General features: G+C 74.2%; 11 protein-coding genes. 5 read left to right on the top strand and 6 right to left on the bottom strand.

What is annotated here, in order from left to right; genetic code table 11:
- Nucleotides 1-115: 115 nt before the first annotated feature.
- Both O7603_RS01790 and O7603_RS01785 read right to left on the bottom strand, forming a co-directional pair.
- Complete coding sequence (locus O7603_RS01790) at nucleotides 116-1,333, bottom strand: sigma-70 family RNA polymerase sigma factor (protein WP_281573910.1); 1,218 nt, start codon at nucleotides 1,331-1,333, stop codon at nucleotides 116-118.
- 2 nt (nucleotides 1,334-1,335) lie between these two features.
- On the bottom strand, nucleotides 1,336-1,680 hold the full coding sequence (locus O7603_RS01785) for a YciI family protein (RefSeq protein ID WP_281573909.1): 345 nt from the start codon (nucleotides 1,678-1,680) through the stop codon (nucleotides 1,336-1,338).
- Between the two features lie 280 nt (nucleotides 1,681-1,960).
- On the opposite strand from O7603_RS01785, the gene fxsA reads away from it, so the two are divergent.
- From fxsA to O7603_RS01770, 3 genes are read left to right on the top strand one after another with little or no spacing between them, the layout of a single operon-like run.
- Complete coding sequence (gene fxsA, locus O7603_RS01780) at nucleotides 1,961-2,152, top strand: FxSxx-COOH cyclophane-containing RiPP peptide (protein ID WP_281573908.1); 192 nt, start codon at nucleotides 1,961-1,963, stop codon at nucleotides 2,150-2,152.
- A gap of 2 nt (nucleotides 2,153-2,154) precedes the next feature.
- Complete coding sequence (locus O7603_RS01775) at nucleotides 2,155-3,534, top strand: FxsB family cyclophane-forming radical SAM/SPASM peptide maturase (RefSeq protein WP_281573907.1); 1,380 nt, start codon at nucleotides 2,155-2,157, stop codon at nucleotides 3,532-3,534.
- Between the two features lie 10 nt (nucleotides 3,535-3,544).
- A complete protein-coding gene (locus O7603_RS01770; RefSeq protein WP_281573906.1) occupies nucleotides 3,545-5,176 on the top strand; it encodes an HEXXH motif-containing putative peptide modification protein in 1,632 nt (543 codons plus the stop codon).
- 38 nt (nucleotides 5,177-5,214) lie between these two features.
- Here the strand turns inward: O7603_RS01770 and fxsT are convergent, their stop codons facing one another.
- On the bottom strand, nucleotides 5,215-9,126 hold the full coding sequence (gene fxsT / locus O7603_RS01765) for an FxSxx-COOH system tetratricopeptide repeat protein (protein WP_281573905.1): 3,912 nt from the start codon (nucleotides 9,124-9,126) through the stop codon (nucleotides 5,215-5,217).
- Between the two features lie 13 nt (nucleotides 9,127-9,139).
- Entirely contained in the window at nucleotides 9,140-10,378 is a 1,239-nt protein-coding gene (locus O7603_RS01760) for a TIR-like protein FxsC (protein ID WP_281573904.1), read from the bottom strand.
- Nucleotides 10,379-10,694: 316 nt separating this feature from the next.
- Here O7603_RS01760 and O7603_RS01755 point away from each other — a divergent pair, with 316 nt between their 5' ends.
- Both O7603_RS01755 and O7603_RS01750 read left to right on the top strand, forming a co-directional pair.
- The gene (locus O7603_RS01755) at nucleotides 10,695-11,069 is read left to right on the top strand and encodes an SCP2 sterol-binding domain-containing protein (protein ID WP_281573903.1); all 375 of its coding nucleotides are present in this window, start codon (nucleotides 10,695-10,697) and stop codon (nucleotides 11,067-11,069) included.
- A complete protein-coding gene (locus O7603_RS01750; protein WP_281573902.1) occupies nucleotides 11,066-13,117 on the top strand; it encodes a glycogen debranching N-terminal domain-containing protein in 2,052 nt (683 codons plus the stop codon). The genes O7603_RS01755 and O7603_RS01750 overlap by 4 nt, the downstream gene beginning before the upstream one ends.
- Before the next feature lie 58 nt (nucleotides 13,118-13,175).
- Here O7603_RS01750 and O7603_RS01745 read toward each other — a convergent pair whose 3' ends face one another.
- Together O7603_RS01745 and O7603_RS01740 are read right to left on the bottom strand one after the other, a co-directional pair.
- Nucleotides 13,176-15,806 carry a discoidin domain-containing protein gene (locus O7603_RS01745; RefSeq protein WP_281573901.1) on the bottom strand — a complete coding sequence of 877 codons (2,631 nt, stop codon included), beginning with the start codon at nucleotides 15,804-15,806 and terminating at the stop codon, nucleotides 13,176-13,178.
- Between the two features lie 667 nt (nucleotides 15,807-16,473).
- Nucleotides 16,474-17,673 carry an ROK family transcriptional regulator gene (locus tag O7603_RS01740; RefSeq protein ID WP_281573900.1) on the bottom strand — a complete coding sequence of 400 codons (1,200 nt, stop codon included), beginning with the start codon at nucleotides 17,671-17,673 and terminating at the stop codon, nucleotides 16,474-16,476.
- Nucleotides 17,674-17,678: the final 5 nt, after the last annotated feature.

Raw genomic sequence — 17,678 nt, 5'->3', positions numbered from 1 at the left:
GGGCGGCGCGCCGGGCGCCGCACTGCCGGCGACACCCGCGTTCCCGACGCCCCGACCCGCAAACGCCGCTCCGCCGGGCCCCCGGCTCACCGGCGCCCGGTCCCACCGCCCGCGGCTACGCCAGCGCGTCGCCCCGGGCGCTCAGGAAGGCCCGCTCGGCCGCGTTCTGCGTCCGGGCGGCGGCCGTCCGGTACGCGTCGGCGGCCTCACCCGCCCGCCCGAGCCGGGCCAGCAGGTCACCCCGTATCGCATGGAAGACGTGATAGCCGGCCAGGTCGAGGGGCTCCACGGCGGCCAGCGCGGCCGCCGGGCCGGCGACCTCGGCGAGCGCGACCGCCCGGTTCAGCGCCACGACCGGGCCGGGGGCGAGCACCATCAGCTGGTCGTACAGCTGGAGGATCTGACCCCAGTCGGTGTCCGCGACATCCGCCGCGTCGCTGTGCACCGCGGCGATCGCGGCCTGGACCTGGTACGGGCCGGGCCGGTCGCGTCGCAGGCACCGCCGGACCAGCGCCTGCCCCTCGGCGACCAGCACCGCGTCCCAGCGGCCGCGGTCCTGCGCCGGCAACGGCACCAGGTCGCCCCCGGCGGTCGTACGCGCCGCCCGCCGCGCCTCGGTGAGCAGCATCAGGGCGAGCAGCCCGAGCGCCTCCGGCTCGTCCGGCATCAGCTCGACCAGCAGCCGGGCCAGCCGGATCGCCTCCGCGCAGAGGTCGTCGCGGACCAGCGTCCCGCCCGAACTGGCGGTGTGGCCCTCGGTGAAGATCAGGTACAGCACGGCGAGCACCCCGTGCAGCCGCTGCGGCAGGTCCGCGTCGCGCGGCACCCGGTACGGGATCCGGGCCGCCCGGATCTTGGCCTTGGCCCGGACCAACCGCTGCGCCATGGTCGGCTCGGGCACCAGGAACGCGTGGGCGATCTCGGCGGTGCTCAACCCGCCGAGCAGCCGCAGCGTCAGCGCCACCCGGGCCGCCGGGGCGAGCGCGGGATGGCAACAGGTGAAGATGAGACGCAGCCGGTCGTCGCGCACCGGTCCCTCCTCCGTGGCCGTGTCCGGGGCGCGCAGGAGCGCCGCCTGGGCGTGGCGGGCGGCCCGGGACGCCTCGCGGCGCAGCCGGTCCACCGCCCGGTTGCGGGCGGTGGTGATGATCCAGCCGGCCGGACTGGGCGGCGCCCCGGTCTCCGGCCACCGTGCCAGCGCGACGGTGAACGCGTCCTGCACCGCCTCCTCGGCGAGGTCGAGGTCGCCGAGGAGGCGGGTCAGCACGGCGACCGCGCGTCCGTACTCCGCGCGGAACACCGTGGCCACGTCGGCCGGCTCGCGGTCGCCCATGCTCAGCCCTGGAACGGGCGCACCTCGATGGGCAGGGTGGTGGCCAGCGCGTACCGGCGGCCCCACGCCAGCGCCGCGTCGAGGTCCGGCACGTCGACGATGGTGAACCCGCCGAGGTACTCCTTCCCCTCGACGAACGGCCCGTCGGTGACCAGCACCTCGCCGTCGCGGGGGCGCAGCACGGTGGCCGTCTCCGGCGCGTGCAGGCCCTGCCCGAAGACCCACGACCCCGCGGCCGCCAGCTCGTCCCGGATCGTCCCGAGGTCGCGCATCACCCGGTCCAGGAACTCCGGCTCGGGCAGCCCCTCGCCCGCCGGCTGGTAGATGCTGAGCAGGTACTGCGCCATGGAGCCTCCTCACGCGCGGCCGGCTCCTCGCCGGCCTCTCATCCTCCACACGAACGTCGCCGGCCGGAATCGACAGGCCCGGTGGACAATTTCTCCCGGCGCTGCTCACGCGCTCCGAGCCGGCCCTGGGCGGCCGCGTACGCACGCCGGATGAACACCTTCCGGCCGGGCCGTCAGGGGTGCGGTGTCGAGCCGTCCGGGCCGGCCGCGATGGTGTAGAAAGGCGGAGTGAGCGCAGCGGTGACGCACGTGCGGACGTCCGACCGCGGGACGGTCCACGGTGGCTGACCACGACCAGCTTTCCGCGCCGGTGAGCCCCGGCGCCGCTCTGGTGCAACTCGGCGACGTACCGCTGGTGGAGCTGCTGGCCGGTGCCGGTGACGGCGTGCTCGCCCACGTGCTGGCCACCCTCGCCACCGGCGACGACCCGGGCCGGCCCGGTGACGTGTCGGCCTTCGAGTCGAGCTTCTGACCATGCCCGCCGACGCGCCGCCGTCGGCCACCCGGCGCGACCCTGAACGCGCCGCCGACGCGCCGCCGCTCGGCGGGCCCGAGCCCCGCGTACGCCAACTCGTGCTGAAGCTGCACGGCCGCTGCAACCTGGCCTGCGACCACTGTTACGTCTACCGGCACGCCGACCAGGGCTGGCGCGAGCGGCCCCGGCTGATCGGGCCGGGCACGGTGGACCGGGTCGCTGACCGGCTGGCCGCCCACGTCACACGGCACCGCACCGGGCGGGTCCGGGTCGTGCTGCACGGCGGCGAGCCCCTGCTGGCCGGCGTACCGGTGATCGACCGGACGGTGCGGACGCTGCGCGCCGCGATGCCCACCGGCACCACCCTGGACTTCGCGGTGCAGACCAACGGGGTGCTGCTCGACGAGCGGTTCCTCGCGCTGTTCCACGAGCACGAGATCGACGTCGGGGTCAGCCTGGACGGCGACCGGGACGCCAACGACCGGCACCGCCGCCACCCGGACGGCCGGGGCAGCCACGCCGAGGTGGCCGCCGCGCTCCGGTTGCTCGCCCGCCCCGAGCACCGCGCCCGGTACGCCGGCCTGCTCTGCACGGTCGACCTGGCCAACGACCCCGTCCGGGTCTACGACAGCCTGCTGGAGTTCACCCCACCCCGGCTGGACCTGCTGCTGCCCCACGGCAACTGGTCCCAGCCCCCGCCCGGGCGCCGCCCCGGCGGCACCGACACCCCGTACGGGGACTGGCTCGTCGCGGTCTTCGACCGCTGGTACCGGGAGACGCCGCGGCGGACCGGAATCCGACTGTTCGAGTCGCTGATCGCACTGGTGCTCGGCGGGCGCAGCGGCACGCAGGCGCTCGGCGGCGGCGAGCCGGACGTGATGACCGTCGAGACCGACGGCACCATCGAAGGCACCGACACGCTGAAGACCACCGCCGAGGCGTCGATGCGCACCGGATACGACGTCTTCCGGCACTCCCTGGACGAGGCGCTGCGCCACCCGTCCCTCGCGGGCCGACCGACCGGCCCCGCCGCGCTCGCCCCGGCCTGCCGGAGCTGCCCGGTGGTCAGCGCCTGCGGCGGCGGCCTGTACGCGCACCGCTTCCGCGCCGGCGCCGGCTTCGCCCACCCGTCGGTGTACTGCCCGGACCTGTACCGGCTGATCCGGCACGTGCGGTCCGTGGTGGCGGCCGACCTCGACGCGGTCCGCCACCGGATCGCCGCCCCCGACGGCACGCGGTCGGGCGGCGCGGGGCCGAGCGGCGCGGGGCCGAGCGGCGCGGGGACGGGCGGGAGCGCCGCAGCGCCGGCGGGCCGGGCCGCGACCGGCCGCCCGGCGGTGGCCGGCATGCCTCCGGTGCGCCTGCCCGCCGGGCGGTAACGCGGTGGCCGTGCTCTCGCCCACGCAGCTCGCCGCGCTGGCCGGTGGTCACGGCGACCCGGCCACCCTGGACGTGCTGCGCGGCGGGCAACTCGGCCGGCGCCGGCTGCTGACCGTCGCCGCCGCCCGGGCCGCCGCCGACCAGACGCTGGCACGGCGGAGCCTGGACCTGCTCACCCGCGCCGAGCGGGCCGACCCGGCGGCGGTGGCCGCCGTGCTGGCCCACCCGCCGGTCACCGGCTGGGCCCGTGCCGCCCTCGACGGCAACGCCGACGCCGGCTACCTGGCCGCCCTCGCCGCGGCCGCGGCCACCCGAGCCGGGCTGCCGTTCGAGCTGACCGTGCCCTGCCCCGACGGCACGCTGCTGCTGCCCACCATCGGCGGCACGGCCGGGCTCATCCCGGGCACGGCGACCGTCCGGGGCACGGCCGGCACCCTGTCGATCCAGGCGGACGTGGGCGGCGACTGGTTGCCGGCACGGCGGATCACGCTCCCCGCGACGGGGCCGGAGCTGCTGGTCGACGACCTGGACCCGTGGCGGCACCGGTACCACCGGCCGCCGGCGGCCCGACTGGACGACGCGGCGGCGGCCCGACTCGACCGGCTGACCGGCCAGGCGTGGGAGTGGGTGGCCCACCACCTCCCGGCGCACGTCGACGGGTTGGGCGCGCTGCTGCGCTCGCTGGTGCCGCTGGACCCGCCGTCGTCGGGAAACCCGGTCAGCGCCACCAGCCGGGACGCGCTGGGCGCCATCGCGCTCTCCGTGCCGGCCGACCCGCGCACCCTCGCGCTGCTGCTGGTGCACGAGCTCCAGCACACCAAGCTCGGCGCGCTGCTCGACCTGCTGCCCCTGCACGCCGCCGCCGGGCCGGCCCGCTACCGGGCGCCGTGGCGGCTCGACCCGCGACCGGCCGGCGCGTTGCTCCAGGGCGCGTACGCGCACCTGGGTGTCGCCGAGGTGTGGCGCAGCCGGCGGCACGAGAGCGTCGCCGCCGCCTTCGAGTACGCGTACTGGCGGGAGCAGACCGTGCGGGCGACCGCCCAGCTGACCGGCGGCGCCGAGCTGACCGAGGCCGGGCACGCCTTCGTCGCCGGCATGGCCGCCACCCTGCGCCGCTGGCGGGATCCGGCCGACTCCCCCGTCGACGGCCGGATCGAGGCGGCCGTCGAGGACGTGGCCGACGGCGGCGCGGTGCGCTGGGCGCTGGCCAACCTCACGCCGGACCCCGACGAGGTGGACCGGCTGGCCGGGGCCTGGCGTCGGGGCCGGCCCCGACCGGCGGGCGGCCCGGCAGCGACCGTCACCGCAGCCCCGGCCCGCCCGGCGCTGGCCACCGAGACCGGTCCGGAGGCGGCGGTCCGGCGCCGGCTGCTCGGCGCCCCGGCGGAACCGTCCGACCCGGACCCGAGCGACCGGGCGTACGCGGCCGGCGATCCGGCGACCGCGTTGGCCGGATACCGGCGGCGGCTGACCGCCGAACCCGACGACGCGGACGCCTGGGTCGGCCTCGTCCTCGCGGCGCGGCGGACCGGACAGCCCGCCGCCCGGGCGCTCACCGGCCGCCCCGACCTGGCACGTGCCCTCTGCGGGGCGCTGCCCGGCGCCGACCCGCTCGCGCTGGCCACCTGGCTGTCCGGCTAGCGGAGACCGCCGACCGGGGACGGCGGCACCGCGAGACGTCAGAGCAGCGCCGGCTCGATGTACGCGTTGGCGCGCTCCTTCTGGCGGGCCTGCACCACCCGCGGGTTGTCCCCGCCGAACAACTGCACCAGCTGCCCGTACGCCTCGTCGTAGAGGGCCCGCCCGGCGTCCGCCTCGCTCTCGGTGCCCATCCGGCTCAGTGCCAGGTTGACCGAGGCGGAGAGGGTGTCGGGGTGGTCGGCGCCGAGCGCCCGGGTCAGCTCCACGTACGCGGTGGTGTCCAGCAGCAGCGCGGCGTCCCGCTCGCCGAGGGCGTACAGGTCGTTGGCGAGGTTGAGCGTGGCCAGCAGCGTGTGCGGGTGCCGCTCGCCGAGGCTGGCCAGCATCTGGTCGCGGACCCGCTGGGCGAGGTCCCGGGCCTGGAGGTGGTCGCCCTGCTTGCGCAGCAGCACGCCGAGGTTGTTGACGCAGGCGAGGGTGATCGCGTGCGACTCGCCGAGCACCTCGTTGTAGCCGTCGCGCAGCCGGCGGGCCATCCGGACCGCGGTCTGGTTGTCGCCCACGGCCGACCACGTGGTCGCGAGCGCCATCTCGGCGGAGAGGGTGTCGGCGTGGTCGCTGCCCAGGGTCCGCTGGTAGCGCACCACGGTCCGCTCGATCAGCCGGTGCGCGTCGGCGAACCGGCCGAGCTGACGCAGGGTGAGCGCCAGGTCCTTGGCGGTACGAAGGGTCTCCGGGTGGTCCGGCCCGTTGACCTTCTGCTGGGACGCGTACGTGCGGTGCAGCACGGAGTGTGAGCGCCACAGCTCGCCGGTGTCCCGCAGCCCCCGCCCGTAGTTGCTGGCCGAGGCGAGGGTGGACGGGTCCTCCTCGCCGAACCGGTCCCGGCGGCGCTCGTGGATGTGCTGGTCGAGCTGCACGGCGCCGCGGAAGTCGCCGACCAGCCGCAGGGACACCGCCAGGTTGTTCTCCGCGATGAGGGTGCGCCCGCTGTCGTCGCCGAAGCTGCGGATGCTCAGCTCCAGCGTGCGCCGGTCCTGCGCCTCCGCCTCGTGGTAGCGGCCCTGCGCGCGCAGGTCGGCGCCGAGGCTGCGCGCGGTCATCAGGGTGTAGAGGTGGTCCTCCCCGAAGATCCGCCGCTGCCGTTCGTAGATGTCCTGGTCGATGGCGTAGGCCAGGTCGAAGTGGCTCTGCGCGCGCAGCACGTTGGCGAGGTGGAAGCGCATCCGCAGGGTGGTCGGGTCGTCCTCGTCGGTGTCCCGCCAGTTGGCCAGCGCGTCCTCGGCGAGCGCCCGGCTGGTCTCGTAGTCGCCGCGCCGGTAGAGGTAGCGGACGGTGTCGGCGACCAGTTGCCGGGCCTCGTCGGCGGCCGAGGCGTGCAGGCCGGACGGGCGCACGTGCGGCCACAGCTCGGCGTACCGGGGCCAGTTGGCCGGCTTGTCCGGGTCCCGCGGGCTCGCCGCGGCGAGCAGCAGCTGGGCCTGCCGCCGGGCGTCCTCCCGATCGTCCAGCTGATCCTGGATGACCAGCTGCACCAGCCGGTGGATGCGGACGGTGTTGTTCTCCGCGTCCACCTGCGCCAGCCCGTACCGGCCCAGCTCGCCGGTGACCAGACCCTGGAGGATCGGGTCGGTCAGCGTCGGGTCGAACGGGGCCATGAAGGCAGCGAACCGCTCGCCGGTGAGCATCGCGACCGGGATCGGCTCCGGCGCGTAGAACGAGCAGAGTTCCAGCAGGCGCGCGGCGGCGGGCTTCTCCCGGCGCAGCTGGCCGAGCGTCACCAGCCAGGTCGCGGCGAGCGCCTTGGAGTATCCGGCGGACTGCCGCCCCTCCAGGATGCGGAGCAGGCCGGGCGTGTCCAGCGAGGCGAGGTACTGCTCGACCGGCAGCGCGGTGGCCCGCAGGTACGCGGCGCCCTGCTCGACGGCGAGTGGCAGGTCGCCGAGCTTCTCGGCCACCTGGGTGGCCTCGTCGTCGGTGAGGCCGCGGACCCGGTCGCGCAGCAACTGCATGCTCTCGGCCCGGTCGAACACGGTCAGCTCGGTCGCGGTGGCGTGCTCGCTCCAGCTCTGGTCGCGGGTGGTGAGCAGCACGTGCCCCGGGCCCTGCGGGATCAGCGCCCGGATCGCGCGGGTGGGCTCGTCGGCGTTGTCCAGCACGATCAGCCAGCGGCGGTCGGAGCCGCCCCGGCGCAGCCCGTCGAGCACCCGGCGGATCGCCTCGCCGCCGCCGCCGGCGCCCAGGCCCATCGCCTCGGCCAGGTCGGCGAGGCCACCGCGGACCCGCTCCTCGCTGTCCGCCGGGATCCACCAGACGAGGTCGTAGTCGCGGGCGAACCGGAGCGCGTACTCGGCGGCGAGTTGGGTCTTGCCGACGCCGCCCAGGCCGTGGATCACCTGCATCCCCGCGTCGGGGGACGCGGTCAACCGGTCGCGCAGCGCCTCGAGCTGCGCGGCCCGCCCGACGAACGGGGTGCCGTGCTGGCGAACGTTCCACACCGTGGGGAACGGGCCCGGGAACCGGCCGACCGCCCGGCCGGCGGCGGCGACCGCCGGCGCGCCGGAAGCCTCCAGCAGCCGGATGCGGGCCGTCGAGGGGTCCACGTCGGTCAGGTCGACCGGCACCCGGTCGCTGTACGGGACCGTCAGCCGCGACTCGTCGACCCGCAGCGGCACCAGCACGCCGCCGCCGGCGACCTGGTCCCGGCCGGTGGCGAGCTTCCACGTGTCGGCGGCGAGCGGCGTGGCCGCGAAGTGCCGGGTCAGCACCACCAGCACCCGGCTCGCCGACGCCATCGCCCGGTCGAACTCGGCCCGCCCGCCGGAGCGCAGCGGCAGGTCCACCGCGCGCCGGTCGACCCGCAGCCCGGCCTCCTCCAGCTGGTCGCCGATCCACTCCGCCCAGAGCCGGTCCACCGCGGCGTACGCGATCAGCACGCTCTGCTCGGCGGTGAGCCGGGACCGTTCGAACTCGGCCAGGGAGCGCCGCCGGTCCTCGTCCGGCATCGGTTCGATCCGGGTCACCCGCCCGGCGGTGATCACGGAGGTGAGCTGCTCGTAGGCGGCGAGCAGGGTGCCGCCCTGCTCGGGGCGGTCACCGAACGCGGCGAGGATCTCCTCGTAGGCGTAGAAGGTCCGGTACGGCACCTCGATGGTGTTCCAGTAGCGCGCGGCGGCGGCGTCGGAGAGGTGGTCGAGGAACGGGGCGAACTCGGCGCGTACCAGGTCCCGGCCGGTCTCCAGCTTGCGCAGCTCGGCGTCCTCGACGCGCATGGGCACGGGCAGCAGCAGCGGCGGATCCTCCGGGCGCTGGGACCGGATGGAGCGGGCGACCGCCGCCGCGCCGCGGATGCTCTGGGTGGACATCGTGAAGCAGTTGACGACGATGTCCGGCAGCTGCACGGTGCAGATGCCGGCCACGTCGCTGAGGCCGGTGCGGCTGTCGATGAGGACGACGTCGTACTCGCCGCGCATCTGGGCGCGGACGGCGTCGATGAAGGTCGCGCCGCCCTGCCGCTCGTAGAAGTTGGCCCAGTCGAACGTGCTCACCAGCCGGGAGTACGCCGAGTCCTGCTGGCCGGCGGCCACGAAGTCGATCACGCCGCCGTGGCTGAACTCCCAGTTCAACGAGACCGCCCGCCGCTGGATCTTGGCGTGCCCGGCGAGCAGCTCCGGGGAGTCGTCGTCCCGGTTGCGCTGCATCGTGGCGATCGAGTAGTCCCAGATCATCTCGATCACGCCCGGGGTGGCCCGCAGCTCCTTGTCCCGCAGGAACGGGTGGAAGTAGCGGTGCAGACCGGGCGACTCCAGGTCCCAGTCGACCACCAGCACCTGCAGGCCCTGGCTGGCCAGGATCCAGGCCACGTTGGCCAGCGCCATCGTCCGCCCGGTCCCGCCCTTGTAGGAGTAGAACGTGACGATCTGGCCGCGTGCCGCCTCGGTTCCCGCCATTGGCCTGCCTCCCCTAGGGACCTTCGAGGATCGGGCGTTGCCCGGGGCCGTCGGAGGTCGGCTCCTGGTAGACCGTGCCCGTGCGGTAGATCCGGCCCTGCGCCACCACGAGCACGCCCTCCAGCTCCTCCTGGAACCGGGCGGAGGTCGGGATCTCGGTGCGCCACACCTCGCGGTCGTTGCGGAGCACGTGGTGCGGCAGCACCCGGGCGAGGGTGTCCCACATCCGCCGGTTGCCGCCCGCCGCGGCGTCGTCGGCGGCCGTCCACGGCACCAGCACCGGCGCGATCGACTCGACCTCCCGGTCGTAGCCCACCAGGCTGAGCTGGTAGCGCGGCAGGTCGGCGGACCAGACGTCCACCACCAGCACGACGATCTGGTTGTGCGCGCGGGCCCAGTCGCGCACGGCGGCCAGGTCGACCGCGTCCTCCACCGTCCAGCCGTAGCTCTTGGTGGTGGCGATGGCGCCGGCCCAGCTGCCGATCGGGGCGTCCACCTCCGGCTGGTACGGCCGCCAGTCGCGGGACACCGCGCCGTAGCGCTCCTCGGTGCCGGGGCGGCTGCCGACCAGCTCCGCGGAGCTGCCGGCGGCCAGGACGAAGTAGACGTGCCGGGCGCTGGTCGCGCGGGGCGTGGGGGCGGCCGCCGCCGGGCCCGCCCCCGTCTCGGACCGCGCCGGCTCGCCGAAGGCACTGGTCACCTTGGCCAGCACCGGTCGCTGCGCCGGACGGGGCAGGGCGTGGTCGCGCGCGGTGTGCACGATGTGTCGCGCCAGGGCGTCGACGAAGTCCTGGTACTCGTCCTGGTGGCGGCGGCGCTGCTTCAGGGTGAGCAGGCCGTCCTGGGCGTAGACGGAGCCGGTCGGGAAGTTCCGGTACTGGAACTGGCCGATCACCGACGGCAGCCGGTCGCACGGGATCCACCGGATCGGCACCAGCGCCGGCGGGCGCAGGTGGAACTGCCGCTCATGCTCGTCGACCCGGTCGGCGAAGACGCGGAACTCCCGTCCACAGTAGTCACTGACCACGTAGCGCGGCGAGGTCAGCGCGATCAGGCAGGAGCTGGTGGAGAGCGCGTCGGCCAGGTCGTGCGACCAGGTGGTGCCGAGCAGCATCTGACCGTCGATGAATCCCGCCTCGTGCCAGCCGACCCCGGCCAGCCCGGCCACCGCCTCACTGAGATCGCCGAAGAACTCCTGCACCTGACCGCTGCGGTTGTCGTCTTGGGCGTAGCTCAGGAAGAAGAGTGGCACGCCCGCCTCCGCTCACGGGTTCCACGACCGGTGCGCCCAGTATAGGACCGTCGATGCCAGCGCACCTGCCGCGCGATCTTCACCTGGCCGGCCGGCGGAGTCGTATGCCCGACCGCCGCGGCCGCCGGGTACGGACGTCGCGGGGCGGCCGGCGATCCGGGCGAAGGGCACCCGGTGGGCACGGACCACGCGAGCGGCGCGTTCCCGCTCCTCCGGCAGGTCGTGACCAGCGTTTTTCACCCTCACGGGGTGATGCCCCGGTAGCGTGCGCCGGGGGATGCTGCCTGATGGCCGGCGAACGCGCAGGAGGTGGTGCATGTCCGACGCGACGACGAGGTTCTTCGACGAACTCGGCCGCCACGGGCACGAACGCCTGCTGCGCCGGACCAGTGGGACCATCCGCTTCGACCTCGAACACGACAACGGCGTCGACCACTGGCTGGTGGTGATCCGCGGTGGCGCCGTCCAGGTGTCCCGGGGAAAGCACGAGGCGGACACGGTGGTCCGGACCGACACGGCGTTCTTCGAGCGGATGGCGCGCGGGGAGGCCAAGCCGCTGTCGGCGTGGCTCCGCAACGACATCACCAGCGAAGGGCAGTTCAAGCACATCGTCCTGCTGGAGCGGCTCTTCCCGCCCCCGCCCGGGGCGCGGCACCCGCGGTCGATGGCACCCGGGCGGGAGCCGGCATGACGGAGGACGATCTCGTCCGGATCCTGGACGGCAACAACTTCGTCTTGAGCGACCGCAGCGGCGACATCGAGGCGGACACCGTGTGCGGGTTCTTCGAGTTCGACACCCGCTACCTGTCGGAGTGGCTGCTCACGATCAACGGCGAGCAGCTGAACGCCCTGGCGATCGACGAGCCCCACTACTTCCGGATGCGGTTCTTCCTGGTGCCGGGGTCGCCCACCCACTACGTGGACGCCAAGGTGTCGGTCATCCGGGAACGCTGCATCGCCGGCGCCGGCTTCGAGGAGCGGCTGACCGTCCTGAACCACGCCGGGAAGGCGGTCGACTTCACCGTCCGACTCGCCGTCGACAGCGACTTCGCGCCGGTGTACGCGATCATCGCCGAGCCCATCGAGCGGCCCGGGCGGGTCTACCGGCGGGTGGAGGAGCAGCGGCTGCGGCTCGGCTACCACCGGGAGAAGTTCCGCCGGGAGACGACGATCGCCACCAGCGAGCCCGCCCGGATCGACGAGCACGGGCTGACGTACGAGGTGCGGATCGGGCCGCACGGGCGCTGGTCGACGCTGCTGCAGGTGGACGGACTGGTGCTCCGCCCGGACGGCGAGGAGGCGCGGGCGCACCTGCGTCCGCGCCGCACCCGGTCGGCGGAGCAGCTCCAGCACGACCTCGACCGGTGGATGGCCAAGGCGCCGTCGCTGACGTGCGGCTGGGACACGATGGAACGGACCTACCGGCGGAGCCTGGTCGACCTGGCCGGCCTGCGGTTCTCGCCGCTCGCGCTGCCGGACGAGGCGATGCCGGCGGCGGGCCTTCCGTGGGCGGCGACCATCACCGGGCGCGACAGCATCCTCTGCAGTCTCCAGTCCCTGCCCGTCGCCCCGGAGCTCGCGGTCGCCACGCTGCGCCTGCTCGGGATCAACCAGGGCGCCGTGCTCGACGACTTCCGGGACGAGGAGCCGGGCAAGATCGTGCGCCAGTTCCGCTACGGCGAGCTGGCCGCGTTCGAGGAACGGCCGGAGTCGCCGTACTACGGCAACGCGGACGCGACGCCGCTCTACGTGATCCTCCTGGACGAGTACGAACGGTGGACCGGGGACGCCGCGCTGGTGCGGGAACTCGAGGAACAGGCCCGGGCGGCGTTGACGTGGATCGACGAGTACGGCGACATCATGGGCGACGGGTACCTCTGGTACCAGAGCCGCAACGAGCGCTCGGGCCTGGTGAACCAGTGCTGGAAGGACAGCTGGGACGCCATCTCCTACCGTGACGGCAGGCTGCCCGGCCTACCCCGGGCCACCTGCGAGCTGCAGGGCTACGCGTACGACGCGAAGGTGCGGGGCGCCCGGCTGGCCCGGGCGTTCTGGAACGACCCGGACTACGCCGACCGGCTCGAACGGGAGGCCGCCAACCTCAAGGACCGCTTCAACCGCGACTTCTGGATCGACGACGGCGAGTACTTCGCTCTCGCCGTGGAGCCCGACGGACGCCGGGTCGACGCCCTCTCCTCCAACATCGGGCACCTGCTGTGGAGCGGCATCGTCGAGGAGTCCCGCGCCGACTCCGTCGCCGCGCACCTGCTCGGCCCCGGCCTGTTCTCCGGCTGGGGCGTACGCACCCTGGCGAAGGGGGAAGGCCGCTACAACCCGCTCGGCTACCACGTCGGCGCGGTCTGGCCGTTCGACAACTCCCTCATCGCCTGGGGGCTGCGCCGCTACGGCTACGTCCGGGAGGCCGGCGCGATCGCCGAGGGCATCATCGGGGCCGCCCACTACTTCGACGGCCGCCTGCCCGAGGCCTTCGCCGGCTACGACCGTGACCTCACCCGCTACCCGGTCCGGTTCCCCACGGCCAACAGCCCGCACGCCGTCGCGACCGGCACCGCCTTCCTGCTCCTGCGGGTCCTGCTCGGGCTGGAGCCGTACGGGGACGAGCTGGTGGTGTCGCCGGCGCTGCCGGCCCGGTTCGGCCGGATCGAGCTGCTCGACATCCCCGGGCGGTGGGGTCGGCGCGACGCGATCGGCAACGCGCGTCACCCGCTGGCCCGGTGACCCGCGGCTCGAGGACGGGCCCGGCCGGTCCGGCCGGGCCCGTCCTCGTGCTCGTTCGCTACGGATAGGTGGTCAGGTACACCTGCTGGTTGGCGGCGTTCGCGGTGCCGCCGGTGTTGTTGATCACCCGGTTGATGGTGCCCACACCGCCGAGCGAGACGGTCACCATGTTGGTGAACCGCACGTTGGGGTTGGTCGGCACCTCGTAGGCACGCTCGGCGACCACGGCCGGGTTGACGTTGAAGTAGCAGTAGCTGCCGGTGCCCCACGCCTGGTGGCTGGTCACCCCGTCGCCCACCTTGTACGCGGCGTACCCTCGGGTGGCCCCGTTCATCCAGGCGGCCTGGTTCGGTGGGTCGTACGGCATCTCGTTCTGGTAGAAGTACGTCCGGCCGCCGTTGCCGTTCCAGACGGTCTGGTACTTCTGGTAGTGCTCGACGAAGAGGCCGTACATGGTGACGTTGTCGCCGTTGACCGTCAGCCCGGTGTCGGCGGTGTTCAACGTCCACCCGGTGGGCACGCCGGAGGCCGCGTGGTCGGCCCGCCACAGCCACATGTGATCGCCGATCACGTTGTCGCTGTTGACGGTCAGCGTGTTGGTGGCCTTGCCGACGTGCGGCCCGCCGATGCGGAAGAACACGTCGTGCAGCGAGGTGGGGTTCGCGGCGTGGCTGGCCGACGAGCCGGCCGGGCCGACCTCCATGAGGACCGGCGAGTTCGTCGTGCCGGCCTCGAACATGATGCCGGCGACCTTCACGCCGTCCACGTCGGCGACCCGCATGCCGACGGCGCCGTTGTCGGCCTGGATGGTGGCCAGGCCCAGACCGAGGATCACCGTGTCGGGGCGGTTGACCTGGATCGGCTCGGTGACGCGGTGCACGCCCGGGGTGAACAGCAGGTGCCGGCCCTGGGCGAGGGCGGAGTTGATGGTGGCCGCGCTGGTGCCGGGCTGGACGACGAAGAACTGCGACAGCGAGATGGACGACCCGGCCGGGGTCTTGCCGTACCAGCTGGTGCCCGCGGAGTTGGCGCGCAACGCCGGGACGAAGACCCGGTACTCGCCGGTGCCGTCGACGTAGAGGAACGGCTTCTCCCGCACCTGCGGGGTCTGCGGGATCACGGTGTGCGACGGGTTCGGGAAGTGCGGCGGCGGGGCTCCGGTGACGCCCTGGAAGACCATGTTCCACACCGAGCCGGTCCAGCCGTTGCCGAACTCGCTGTTGCGCGAGTACCACTGCTGCTGGGAGCCGGAGACGACGAGGCCGTCGATCCGGGTGTCCGCCATCAGGCCGCCGCTGGACCAGCCGTCGCCGCCGTTCCAGAGCTGGATCTGGTTCTGCGCGCCGCGCAGGTGCATCCGGCGGTACGGCGCCGCCTGCGACACCGCCCACCGCTCGACGGTCACCCCGGCCGGCAGGGTCACCGACAGGTTCTCGGCGGCGCGCCAGAAGTTCTGGGTGGCGTTGCCGCCCATCCAGAACGCCTCGACCCGGACGTGCCCGTTGAGGTTCACGTCGTCCGGGCTCATGCCGAGGCCGGCGACCTGGGTGAAGAAGCCGAGGTTGACGTCGGCGGTGTAGGTGCCGGGCTTGAACAGCACCGCGTACCGCTGCGGGCCGAACTGGTTGGTCTCCTGCTGGGTGAAGAGGGTGTTCAGCCGGCTCTGGATGGTCGACGTCGGGGTGCTCGGATCGAAGACGAAGGTGTTCGGCCCGAAGTTCGGGTTGCGCGGATCGGTCGGCGGCACCGGATCGGTGGTCCCGCCGCCGGTGGTGTTCACCTGGACCTCCCAGAGCGAGTAGCCGTACGCGGTGCCGCGCGCCGTGCCGTACACCCGGAGGTAGCGGCCGCTCCCGGTGACGTCGATGGTCTGGACGCCGCCGGTGCCGGTCGTGGTGCTGTGGATGGTGGTCCAGGCGTTGCCGTCCGCGGAGGTCTGGATCTGGAAGGACCGGGCGTACGCGGCCTCCCAGTTCAGCACGACGCGGCAGATCGACTGCGTGCTGCCCAGGTCGACCCGGAGCCACTGCGGGTCGCTCGCGGCGCTGGCCCAGCGGGTGCCGGTGTTGCCGTCCACCGCGGCCGAGGCGGACAGCGTGGCGTTCTCGGTGGAGGAGGCGGTGGCCGGCCGGCCCTGGGCGGCGTTGCCACTGCCGCAGGTCGGTGTGCCGCCGCCGGTCTCGCCGTAGACCTGGAACTCCCAGAGTGAGTAGCCGTACCCCGTGCCCCGCGCCGTGCCGTACATCCGCACGTAGCGGCCGGCGCCGGTGACGCTGATGTTCTGCGTGCCACCCGCGCCGGTGGTCGTGCTGTGGATCGTGGTCCAGGTGGAACCGTCGTCGGAGGTCTGGAGCTGGAACGCGCGGGCGAAGGCGCCCTCCCAGACCAGGGTCACCTGGCTGAGCGTGGCCCGGGCGCCGAGGTCCACCTGGAGCCACTGCGGGTCGCTGAACGCGCTGGACCAGCGGGTCCCGGTGTTTCCGTCGACCGCGGCGGCCGCCGGGGTAGCGGCGTTCTCGGTGGACGAGGCGGTGGCCGGGCGGCCCTGGGACAGCAGGGTGGGGGCGGCCTGCGCCGGCGGCACCGCGCCGACCGGACTGAGCGCCGCGACCAGGGCCACGGTGAGCCCGATGAGCACGCGTCGCCGCCGGCGCGGAGACCGGCGTACGGATAAAGCCTGAGATGTCATGACGTTGCCTGTCGGTAGGGGCTGCGGACGCCGGCCAGACGGAAACGGACGAGGTCGACCACGGGCGCCGGGGTGGTGCCGCCGAGGGGCGCGGGGGTCGGAGAGAGCGCTCTCCTTGGAGTGTTACGGGGGCGTTGCGACGCCGTCAAGACATCGATCTATAACACTGTTATTTATCCCGGATATCCTTTGTGGAGGTTCTGCGCCCTCGGCCACACGCCCACCGCACGAATCCCGGCACGGGCGGCGGACGACGAGCGGCAGGCGCGGGCGGCGGGCGGTGGACGGCGGGCGCGGGCGGCGCACGGCGGGCGCGGGCGGCGCACGGCGGGCGCGGGCGGCGGACAGCGGGTGGCGGGCGCGGGCGGCGGAGTCGAACTGCTCGGAGGCTTTGGAGCTGATGCTACGAACGACTCAGCCCGCAGGGCCCCAACGGCGCCGCCGCGCGAGGGCACGGCACAGCGCAGTGCGGCTCGCACGGCAGCGGCAGCGGCAGCGGCAGCAACGGGAACGAGGCTGTCTGATGACGTAAACGACTCAGCTCCAAAGGGACGGCACCGCATCACCGCAGCCCCGACGGCCGACGGGCGACTCGTCCGCGCCAGCCACCTCGATGCTGGGCCGGGGCCGGGGCCGGGGCCGGGGGCGGGTCGGGCGAGCGGGCGCGTCAGCGGCGCACGCCGCCGTCGCCGAGGAACCGGGCGATCGGCAGCGTCGCGGCGCCGAGCGCGACCGCGTCCACGCCCAGCCGGCACAGCTCGATCGACGCCTGCTCGTACGGCTGGCGCAGCGCCTGCCGCCCGGCGGCCTCGCGCACCGCCGGCAGCAGGTCGCCGAGGGCCATCGCCGCCCAGCCGCCCAGCACCACCCGCTCCGGGTTGAACAGGTTGATCAGGTTGGCCACCCCGGCGCCGAGGTAGCTGGCCGTCTCGTCGAGCACTCGGCGTGCGGTGGCGGACGTCGCCGCCGCGTCGACCAGGGCGGTGAGCTGGGACTCCTCGTCCTCGCCGGGCACCGGGCGACCCCGGCGGGCCTCCCGGTAGCGCTCGACGATCGCCTCCGCACCGACGTACGCCTCCAGGCACCCCCGGGCCCCGCACCGGCAGCGCCGCCCGCCGTAGACGAGGGTGGTGTGCCCCCACTCCCCCGCGCTGCTGGACGCGCCGCGATAGGTGACGCCGCCGGCCACCACGGCCGCCCCGACACCCGAGCCGACCAGCGCGAAGACCGCGTGACGGGCGCCCCGGCCGGCGCCGAACCACATCTCCGCCTGGCCGAGGGTCTTGGCGCCGTTGTCGATGTGCAGCGGCAGGTCGGTGCCCACGGCGATCAGCCCCTCCAGCGGAACCCCGTCCCAGCCGAGGGCCTGGGCGTGCACCACGGCCTGCGTACCCTGCGCGACCACTCCCGAGACCCCGATCCCGACGCCGAGCACGTCGGCCGGGGCGACCCGGGCCGCTCCGGCCACCGCGTCGATGCCGGCCAGCACGTGGCCGGCGACCGCGGCCGGCTCGGTCCGGGCCGGGTCGAGCGGGTACACGGCGCTGGCCAGCAGGGTCATCGCGAAGTCGAACAGCTCGACCCGCACCCGGGTCTCGCCCACGTCCACACCGATCACGAAGGCGAACCGCGGCGCGACCCGTAGCATCATGCTGGGACGGCCGCCGTCGGACTCGGCGGCACCGGCCTCGACGACCACGCCCTCGTCGATCAGGTCGCCAACCACGTTGCTGACCGCCGGCTGGCTGAGGCCGGTGCCGCGCACCAGGTCCTGCCGGGTCAGCGGACCGTCGAGGAAGAGCCTGGTCAGCAGGGCGGACCGGTTGCGGAGCCGGACGCTCCGGTTGGTCGCTCGCGCCAGCTCCACTTGTC

The sequence above is a fragment of the Micromonospora sp. WMMD812 genome (assembly GCF_027497215.1).
In the GTDB taxonomy this organism is placed as follows: Bacteria; Actinomycetota; Actinomycetes; order Mycobacteriales; family Micromonosporaceae; genus Micromonospora.
The sequence above is the reverse complement of the archived record's forward strand: the minus strand, read 5'-3'. Positions and strand labels throughout refer to the sequence as shown.